Genomic DNA, 9,663 nt, shown 5'->3' with positions numbered 1-9,663 from the left:
CGCCGTCGTCGGCTTCTTCGGCGGACGCTGGACCGGTACCGCCGAAGCAAAGAAAGAAGCCGTCGTCGAGGCCGCCGCCACGGCGACCAAATCCCCGCGATTCCGCCCGGAGCCAAGCACGGCGCGGGCTTCGAAACCCCTGCCGCGCCGCGCCGTCGCTTCCGCGGCAAGCGGCAGTCCGACGGTGGACCTGACCCGGGAAATGATCGACCGGTGGAACCAGCAGGACATCGTCCTGCCGGACGGCGAGGAGAGCGAACTGCTGCTCTTCGACCTTACCCGCTTCGGCAAGCTGGTCGAATCGCTGGTCCGCCTCAACGACGACGAGATCGCCGGAATCCGGCCCGCCCTCCTGCCCGAGAACAACGACAGCTACGAGGCCGACAATTTGAAAATCACCGCCGGCCTGCTGGTCGCCGGGCGGGAGATCGAGCTCCACGGCATCAAGGCCCTCGACGACACCGTCGCCCGTGCCCTGGCCGATCCCGAGAATGCCGAGATCGAGGACATCATGCCGGTCATGCTCTACACCCTGGCCAAGCAGGACCCGACAGCCGCCGAGAAATGGTGGGCGGAGAATTCAAAGCGCGACGATCTCGACGACTTCTTTGACATGGACGAGATGAAGGCGGCGCTGGAGAAGAGCCGGACCTCCCCCTAGGAGGGTTCGAGCGCCTCCAGCATCTTCACCGCCTGCCACGCCGCCCGCACGTCGTGCGCGCGAAGCATCTGGGCCCCGCGGGTCACCGCTGCGGAAATGCAGGCGACGGTCCCGGCGTCGCGCTTCGCCGGATCGACGATCCCCAGCACCTCTCCGATCACCGTCTTGCGGCTCACCGGCACCAACACCGGGCGGCCGAACCGTTGCAACTGCCCGAGCTCGCGGAAGACCCGCAGGTTGTCGTCCCGCTGCTTCGCGAAATCGATGCCCGGATCGAGGATCAACGCCTCCTCCGCCAGGCCGGCACTCCGCGCGAGATCGATCTTCGCCGCGAAGTGGGCTTCCATCTCCGCCATCACATCCTGCCACTGCTGGTGGAAATGAGGCACCTTGGGTTCGCCGACCGAGTGCATCACCAGCAGCGACGCCCCCGCCTCCGCGCAAAGGCGCGCGTTGCGGTCATCGGGCAAGCCGCCCATGTCGTTGACCAGCTCCACGCCCAGCGGCAGCACCGCGCCCACCACCTCCGGCCGCCAGGTGTTGGCGGAAACCACCGGCGGCCAGACCTGGCCGGCATCCTTCGGGGAGGCATCCGCGACGACACCCGGCCAGCGCGTCAGGAACTCGCGGAACCGCCGGATTTCCTCGGCGACTTCCACCGCCTCGCGGTTGGTCCGAGCGCTTTCGGCCCCGATGTCGACAATGTCCGCCCCGTCTTCCACCTGGCGCCGGGCCAGTTCGAGGGCGTCGTCGATCACCAGCGTGCCGTCGCCCGAGAAGGAATCATCGTTCACGTTCACGATCCCCATCAGCAGCGGCCGGCGGGGGAACACGATCTCACGGGACGGCAGTTTCCAGATCACGCCCCGACTTAGATCCGATTTCCCGGATGCGGAAACCGAAATCCCCCGCCGGCGGACCGGCGGGCACCCGGGCCGACGGGAACATCCGCGAAGCATAATGGCGAATCACAGCCCAACCGGTCGCCAAGGCACCAACGACTCCGAGCTGCGCGAGGAATCATACACAGCGTTGACCAGATTCGTCATAGCAACATGCCGGGCTTTGATTAGCATGGAGCAAATCCATGAGCGTCACATTTGGAGCAAGTACCTGGCTTTGGACATCGCCCTTCACCTCCGATCAAGGCGATCTGCTGCGAAGCATTTCCCGCCTCGGCTTCGAGGCCGTCGAACTTCCTATCGAGGACCCGGACCTGGTCGACCCCGCCAAAATCAAACCTGTTCTCGCCGAGACCGGGCTCACGCCCTACCTCTGCGGTGCCTTCGGCCCAGGTCGCGATCTTACCAATCCGGACGCGTCGGTTCGCGCCGATACCCGGGCCTATCTTTCCCGCCTGATGGACCTGGCCGAAGCGCTCGGCACGCCCTTCATCGCCGGCCCGATGTATGCCCAGGTCGGCAAGGCGCGCCAGCTGTCGCCCGATGACCGCCAGCGCGAATGGGACCTGGCCGCCAAGGAACTCCGCACGGTCGCCAACGAAGCCGGCAACCGCGGACTGAAGCTTGCCATCGAGGCGATCAATCGCTTCGAGACCGACCTCGTCAACACCACCGCGGACACCATCCGGCTGATCCGCGCCATCGACCATCCCGCTGCCAAGGCGATGATCGATACTTTCCACATGACCATCGAGGAGTCCGACATCGGCGATGCCATCCGCCATGCCGGCAAGGACCTCATCCACGTCCAGGTCAGCGAAAACCACCGCGGTGTCACCGGCACCGGCCTCACCCCGTGGCAGGATTTCCGCCGGGCGCTCGACGACATCGCCTACGGCGGCGCCGTGGTCATCGAATCCTTCACCCCGGACAACCGCGACCTTGCAGGAGCGGTCTGCATCTGGAAGCGTTTTACCCCGACCCAAGACGAGTTCGCCACCCGCGGCCTCGAGTTCCTCCGCCAGCTCTTCGGCCAGACCGCCCGCGTCCCGGCGACTCCCGCTCTCGCAGAATCCAAGTAACTTCCTCCAAACTCATGAGTGACATCAATATTGCCATCGTCGGTCTCGGCTTCGGCGCCGAATTCATCCCGATCTACCAGCGCCTCAAGGGCGTGAACATGTATGCCATCTGCCAGCGGACCCAAGCCACGCTGGACGAGGTTGGCGACAAGTTCGGGATCGAAAAGCGCTACACCTCCTACGAGGAGCTGCTGAAGGACCCCGACATCCACGCGGTCCACATCAACTCGCCGATCCCCAACCACGCCGAGCAGACGATCGCCGCCCTGGAAGCCGGCAAGCACGTCGCCTGCACCGTGCCGATGGCCACCAGCGTCGAGGACTGCAAGAAGATCGTCGAACTGGTCCAGAAGACCGGCCTCAAATACATGATGATGGAGACCGTGCTCTACGCCCGCGAGTTCCTGTTCATGAAGGAGCTCTACGACAACGGCGAGCTCGGCAAGATCCAGTTCATCAAGGCCTCCCACCAGCAGGACATGGACGGCTGGCCGGGCTACTGGCCGGGCCTGCCGCCGATGCACTACGCCACCCACTGCGTCGGCCCGGCCCTCGGCCTGATGCGTTCGGAAGCGGAGTATGTGTCCTGCTTCGGTTCCGGCACCATCCGCGAGGAGATGCACTCCTGCTACGGCTCGCCCTTCGCCGTGGAAACCACCCACGTGAAGTTCAAGGACAGCGACGTCTCGGCGCACATCTACCGCTCGCTCTTCGACGTCGCCCGCCAGTACCGCGAGTCGATCGAGGTTTACGGCGACAAGAAGTCGGTCGAGTGGCCGCTCATCGAGCACCGCCCGCTGGTCATGCACACCGCCAAGAAGCCCGAACCCGAGATCCCCTCGGAAGTCGAGTGCCCGGACTTCGCGAAGTATTTGCCGGAGGAAATCCAGGCCTTCACCAAGGGCGGCGTCTACGGCGGCGACACCGGCGAGGAGCACCTTTCCTTCGTCCAGGGTGCCGGCCACGGCGGCAGCCACCCGCACCTCGTCCACCAGTTCGTGAAGATGCTCCAGACCGGCGAGGATTCGTATCCGAACGCCGTCGAAAGCGCGAACATCACCTGCACCGGCATCCTTGCCCACGAGTCCGCGCTCAAGGGCGGCGAACTCATCCGCCTGCCGGAGTGGACGCTGCGCTGAATTTCCAGGATAGAACGACCTCGCATCAAAAGGCACCCCGGGGACGGGGTGCCTTTTTCTTTGGCTACCGGCGGAACCACCGCGAACTCAATTCCCGCCAGCCTCCGCCGCATCCAGCGCGTCGAGTTCGGCATGGGTTTGCACCACGTTCGGATGGCGGTCGCCCATTCCGGCTTCTTTCAGCGCTGCCATGCGATCGGTCAGCTCCTGGCGCTTGCGCTGGCGCCGGAGCTCCTCCAGTTCGGCAGCTCCCGGGCGTTGCCGGGATTTGGTGTCCAGGCCCGGCTCGCCGGGTCCGTCTCCCGATGGCGCTGTTGCATGGGTAGCGCCAGCACTCCCGCCAGAACGTTCGATTTGATCCGCTGCTTCACTCCCGCTCGAACCGCTTTGAACGGCCCCGCTTCCCCACCAGAGAAACATCACCGCCGCGATGATCAGGAGCAAACAGACCAAGAGGGTGAAACGGCGGGATGACTCGTTCATGGGACGGACGTGGTGGAGAAATCACCGCGGTCACTTCGACCCGGTGAACTCCATCTAGACCACAGGAATAAAACCCTCAATGGCATATCTTCCCGGCCAGCTTCTCCCGGATCGACTCCAGGCACTTGGCGGGATCGCCGCGCCACTCGTCGATGCCCAGCGGCAACAAGCTCAGGCCCGCACGCTGCAACAGCAGTTGCTCGCACAGCGGGACGCTGGTGCCGGCCGCGCCGCGCTGGCCGACCAGATCCAACGCGATCCGCTTGCCCTGGCCGTCGCCCACCAACAGGTCGAGCGGGATGCCGCCGACGCTGCGTCCGGTCTCACATTGCCAGCCTTGTGCCACCAGCTGCGCCTCGACCTCGCGGATCCAGCGACACCGCTCCGGGTCGGCCCGCGGCCCGCCTTGCGGTTCCAGCGACGCGAACCACCCGGCCAGCAACGAGTCGCCGGGCAGGCGGCCGCGATCCATCGAGCAAAAGACCACCACCCGGTCACGCGCCCGGGTGACGGAGACATTGAAGACGTCCTCGCGCTCAAGGAAGCGCCGCGCCGCCACCGGGCACTTGTCGGTGAGCGCCAGCGAGAGGACCATCACGTCGCGCTCGTCACCCTGGAAGCCGTGGGCCGTTGAAACGATCAGGTCATGGTCGCGCACCAAGCGGCCCATTGCCTCGGGCCCCAGCTGCCCGCCGACGACGCTTTCGAAGGCATCCACCTGGGCCCGGAACGGCGACAGGAAGCCGACACTCGGGCGCAACCCGGACTCGCCGGCCTCCTCCAACCAGCTCGACAGGAACTCCGCCACGGCCTCGAGTTCGCGCCGGTTCACGCCACCGTCGTCGCGTTCGCCGTCGATCCGATGGATCGACGCCGCGGGCCATGGCCCGGATTCGGCGAGCTCCCGCATCACCTGCAGCTTGCCGCCATAGAAGCGCCGGTTGCTGAAAGCGATCAGCTCCGGGCGGGAGCGGAAATGCTCCGACAAGAAGTGCAGCGCATCGCTCGCGTCCAGCGCCGCATCGATCAGCGAGACCCGCCGGTAATGCAGGCGCTCGCGGGTTTGCCGCGGGATTCCGTGGCGTTCTGCCAAGGCTCCCAGCCGGACTTCCGGGACGAAAGTGACGTGCCTCAGCTGCTGCGGATCTCCAGCAATCAGGACCCGTCGCCCGCGATGGATCGCCGGAACCGGCGACGCCAGGTCGCACTGGCTGGCCTCGTCGATGACCACCAGCGGGAAGAGCTCTTGCTGCAGGGGCAGCACGCGATGGACGTCGTCCGATTCGACGATCCAGAGGGGGAAGAGCCGCGACAGCAGCGCCGGGTCGATCGCGGCCAGATCGCGCTCCCAAGCGCCGCTGGTCCGGCGCCGCAGCGCATTGCGATAGGCCCTCAGGGTCTTGCGATGAACGGGATCGTCCAACAGCTCGCCGCGCGTCCGGCGGTGCCGGGCAAGTCCCAGTTCGCGGGCCAGGCGGATCCGTTCCTGCTGCAGCTCCGCGAGGCGCAACGCCGAATCCATCAGCAAGGGCGATGCCGCCACCTGGCGCTCCCCCATCCAGCGCCGCAGCCGCTGCCACCACACGGGCTCGCCGGGCGGATCGAACCAGCGGCCGTTGGACCGCGCCCGCACCAGCCCGGACTCGAGTTCACGGGTCTCCCGGCGGAGCGCGGCCAGCCCGCGCCTCAGCGCCCGGTCCGCCTGCTTGAAGACCTCCGGGTCGACTTCTCCCTCCGCGCCGCCGAGCAGCAGGTCGATCTGCTCGCGCAGCTTCTTGACCGCCCGCCGGCTGCCGGTCCGCAGGCTCAGGTCGGGACTCCCGGCCAGGCGGTCGATGGCGCGCTCCATCACGTCCGCGGCCTTCTCGCTGCGGCAAACCACCAGCACCGCCTCGCCCCGCGCCGCGTGCTCGATCGCTGCGGCCGCCAGGGTGAAGGTCTTCCCGGTGCCCGGCGGCCCGTGGCACACCGTCACCGGCTGCGACGCCGCGGCCGTCACCAGCTTCTCCTGGGCCGCGGAAAGGATCGCCGGCACGTTCTCCACCTGGCAGGCCGATTTCGTGCCGGCTTTGGGCACGGCCTCCCCGAACAAGCTCGCCAATGGCGACCCCTTCAACAGAGGACCGCGTGTGATGCGGCCGATCTCGTCAAGCACCCCGCGGACGTTCGGCGATCGCTCGACCAGCATCAGGGCCGCGGCCGCGTGCAGTTCGATGCCGCCACGCTTGGCGGCCGTCTTCAGCTCCGCGCCTTTTGCCAGCCCCGGGGCCCTCAACAGCGCCAACGGATCAAGCCCCGCCACCAGGGCCGTCACCGCCTCGGCGGCCGTGGCCGTTGCCGCTCCCGCATCAAGCGCAGCCTCGATCCGCGCCGACCAGGAGGCTTCCCAGCCATCGGGCGCCTCGAGCAAATCCATCAGCGCCGGATTGAAGCGCCAGCCCTGGGAGTCGATCGTGAACGTGCCGCCTTGCAAGCCATCCTCCACCGGCCACAGCAGCACCGGGGCCGCGACCTCGCGCCCCTTGATACGGCCGGTGAGAAAGGGGCCGCCGAGAAAAAACGCGCACTCGCGGCGGTAAAGTGCCGCCTTGTCCGCCAGCGCCTTGGCCAGGCCCGGAGGCAGATCGACCAGCCAGGTCGGCACCCCGGTCGTCCGGTCCTCCCCTTCCAGAAACCTCCGCGCCTTGACCGTTGCCGCAAAGACATTGCCCACCCCTTTGCCCGCACGATCTTCCGCCAGGCAGTCGCGCAACCACGACAAAACCGGAGCCAATCCCGGCCTTTCCGCGTCGCTGATCGTGTTCACCCGGCCACGATTCCAGATCCCAACCGGGCCGGCGAGCCGCTTTCCGTTTGTGCCGGCACCGGTCCTGCCTATCTTCGCCACGATGAATGCACCCCGATTCGACCGCCGTTCCTTCGTGAAGCTCTCCGCCGCCGGCAGCATGGCACTGGCCTCGCGCGGATTCGCCCAGGAGGAAAACGCAGCCGCCTTCTCCCTCCCCGACCTTGGCTTCAAGTTTGACGCCTTGGCGCCCCACATCGATGCCCGGACCATGGAGATCCACCACGGCAAGCACCACGCCGGCTACGTTGCGAAGCTCAACGCGGCCATCGCGGGGAACGCCGCGCTGGAAGGAAAATCACTGCAGGATCTCGTCTCGGCCCTCCCTGCAGTCGCCGACGAAGGACTCCGCACCGCCCTGCGCAACAACGGGGGCGGCCACTGGAATCACAGCGCGTTCTGGGAGATGCTCGCCCCCGAAGGCGAGGGCGGGAAGCTCGAGGGTGACCTCGAGGCGGCCATCAAGTCCGCGTTCGGCTCGGTTGACGACTTCCAGAAGTCCTTCGCCGATGCCGCGGGTTCGCGTTTCGGCTCCGGTTGGGCATGGCTGATCGTCCAGGACAAGAAGCTGAAGGTCGTCAGCACCCCGAACCAGGACAACCCGCTGATGAAAGGCATCGTGCACGACAGCGATCTCGGCACCCCGATTCTCGGCATCGATGTCTGGGAGCACGCCTATTACCTGAACTACCAGAACCGCCGCGCCGACTATGTGGGCGCGTTCTGGAAGGTGGTGAACTGGAAGGAAGCCTCGCGTCGTTTTGCGGCGGCCTGAGTATCCGGTGCTCCCCGGAAATCGCGCGGCATCCCGGTGTCGCGCGATTTTTATGTCCGCAAATCCGGCTGACACGACAGTAGAGAGAAGAACATGCCGGACTCCGGACCCTCCGACGCCGAACTCCTCGCCGACTGGCTCGACCGCCAGCTCGAGCCGGCGTTCCACGCCCTCGTGGCGCGCTACGCCGGACTGGTGAACATGGCGGCCCGGCGGACTTGTGGCGACGAGACCCTCGCCGCGGAAGCGTCCCAGCTCACCTTCATCACGCTCGCCCGCAAGGCGCGATCGCTCGCCTCGCGCGCCTCGATCGCCGGCTGGCTCCACCTCACCGCCGTCCGGCAGGCGAAAAACCTGCTCCGCCTCCACCAGCGGGAAACCCGCAAACGCCAACTCCTGCGCACGCACATGGACACCGAACCGCAGGGCCCGCCTGCCGATGCCTGGAAGCACCTGCAACCGGTGCTCGACGAGGCGCTGGCCGCCCTTTCCTCGAAGGACCGCGAAACCCTGCTGTTGCGCTTCTACCGCTCGCTCAGCGTGCGCGAGGTCGCCGCCGCGCTGGGAATCGCCACCGACGCCGCCCAGAAGCGACTCAACCGCGCGACGGAACGCCTCCGCCGCCAGCTCGCCCGCCGCGGCTGCGAGGCCGGGGGCTCGCTCGGTGCCATCATGCTCGCCGGCTTCCACGCCGACGCCCAGGCCGCCGCCCCATCGGCGGCAAGCCTCGCCACCAAAGCCCTCGCCGCCTCGACCGCCGGCGGCACCACTTCCCTCACCACACTCGCCATCATCATGACCAAGAAAACCGCCATCACCGCCGGTGCCGCCGTTCTCCTCCTCGCCGGAGGAGGCATGGTGGCCTTGAACCAGAGCCGACAGACCGAGAACGCCACCACCGCCTCCGCCCCGGAGAAAGCAACCGGAACAGGCTCCTCGCCCTCCGCCGGACTTGCCCCGGTCGAATCGGCCGATGCCAAGACCACCCGCAGCCGTCCCCGCGACCCGGCCGAGAATCCCGAATTCGTCGCCACTTACGGGGAGGCCCGCACCAACCTCTCGAAGCATGTCGCCGGCAATGTGATCAGCCTGATCGAAGACGCCGTGGAGATGGGTGAAATGGCGACCTCCGGCGAGCTCGGCAATGCCTTCGGCGGCCCCCGCGAAGCCATGAAGCGCGGGCTCGGCGGCATCGTCAACGACCTGAACCTCACCGACGATCAGCAGGAACAGGCCATCGATCTCTACGCCGATTTCCAGAAGCGGGAGATCGAGCGAGCAAAGGACACCATCGGCAAGCTCAAGAAGGACCCGACCGCGCTGATGCAGCTGATGCTGGCCAGCGACGCTTACACGCGCGGCGAAATCACCGAGGACGAGTACAAGCAACTCCAGGTTTCCTCGGGCGAGGATCTCCCGGGACTGCTGAACCCGCTGGATCGCCAGAACATGCGCGGCCGCCCGCCGCTCGAGGAGGAGACCTTCCGCAACGAATTCGGGAAAATCCTCGACGACGGCCAAAGCGAGCAGCTGGACGCCACGCTGGCCGAAAAGGAGGCCCAGCAGGCGGAACAGGGCGACACCCGCGGCATCTCCAACTTGCCGGCGATGGAGCTGGAGAAGCTCGACACCACCATCGAGTCGGCGCGCAAGTTCACCACCGGCATCAAGAGCATGATGGAAGGCGTGGGCGGATTGCAGGACCTCGGCCCGCTCATGGAACAGCAACGGAAAGCCCGCGAAGCGCAGCGGGCGGCGGAGTAATCCCCCCGCCAG

8 protein-coding genes are annotated in these 9,663 nt (G+C 66.8%); 5 read left to right on the top strand and 3 right to left on the bottom strand.

The genetic code is table 11. The annotated features are described in order from the left end of the window. Window positions 1-661 (top strand): hypothetical protein (locus tag IG178_RS01170; protein WP_193210655.1); only part of this gene is annotated, 661 nt, incomplete at its 5' end. Here the strand turns inward: IG178_RS01170 and folP are convergent. After that, on the bottom strand, window positions 658-1,524 hold the full coding sequence (gene folP, locus IG178_RS01165) for a dihydropteroate synthase (RefSeq protein WP_343225904.1): 867 nt from the start codon (window positions 1,522-1,524) through the stop codon (window positions 658-660). The genes IG178_RS01170 and folP overlap by 4 nt on opposite strands. Window positions 1,525-1,748: 224 nt before the next feature. On the opposite strand from folP, the gene IG178_RS01160 reads away from it, so the two are divergent. Both IG178_RS01160 and IG178_RS01155 read left to right on the top strand, forming a co-directional pair. Then, the gene (locus IG178_RS01160) at window positions 1,749-2,645 is read left to right on the top strand and encodes a sugar phosphate isomerase/epimerase family protein (RefSeq protein WP_193210654.1); all 897 of its coding nucleotides are present in this window, start codon (window positions 1,749-1,751) and stop codon (window positions 2,643-2,645) included. Window positions 2,646-2,659: 14 nt separating this feature from the next. Beyond that, complete coding sequence (locus IG178_RS01155) at window positions 2,660-3,784, top strand: Gfo/Idh/MocA family protein (protein WP_193210653.1); 1,125 nt, start codon at window positions 2,660-2,662, stop codon at window positions 3,782-3,784. 87 nt (window positions 3,785-3,871) lie between these two features. On the opposite strand, the gene IG178_RS01150 is transcribed toward IG178_RS01155, so the two are convergent. After that, window positions 3,872-4,267, bottom strand: coding sequence for a hypothetical protein (locus IG178_RS01150; RefSeq protein ID WP_193210652.1), 396 nt, complete (start codon window positions 4,265-4,267; stop codon window positions 3,872-3,874). A gap of 76 nt (window positions 4,268-4,343) precedes the next feature. Beyond that, window positions 4,344-7,073: an AAA domain-containing protein gene (locus IG178_RS01145; RefSeq protein WP_193210651.1), complete on the bottom strand. Its 2,730-nt coding sequence runs from the start codon at window positions 7,071-7,073 to the stop codon at window positions 4,344-4,346. A 139-nt stretch (window positions 7,074-7,212) separates the two neighbouring features. On the opposite strand from IG178_RS01145, the gene IG178_RS01140 reads away from it, so the two are divergent. Beyond that, complete coding sequence (locus tag IG178_RS01140) at window positions 7,213-7,887, top strand: superoxide dismutase (protein WP_193210656.1); 675 nt, start codon at window positions 7,213-7,215, stop codon at window positions 7,885-7,887. A 93-nt stretch (window positions 7,888-7,980) separates the two neighbouring features. After that, window positions 7,981-9,651 (top strand): RNA polymerase sigma factor, encoded by a 1,671-nt coding sequence (locus tag IG178_RS01135; RefSeq protein WP_193210650.1) that lies wholly within the window; start codon window positions 7,981-7,983, stop codon window positions 9,649-9,651. The last annotated feature ends 12 nt before the right edge of the window (window positions 9,652-9,663 follow it).

It is taken from the genome of Neoluteolibacter marinus (assembly GCF_014904755.1).
Classification (GTDB): domain Bacteria; phylum Verrucomicrobiota; class Verrucomicrobiia; order Verrucomicrobiales; family Akkermansiaceae; genus Haloferula; species Haloferula marina.
This window is presented reverse-complemented; position numbering and strand designations above follow the sequence as displayed.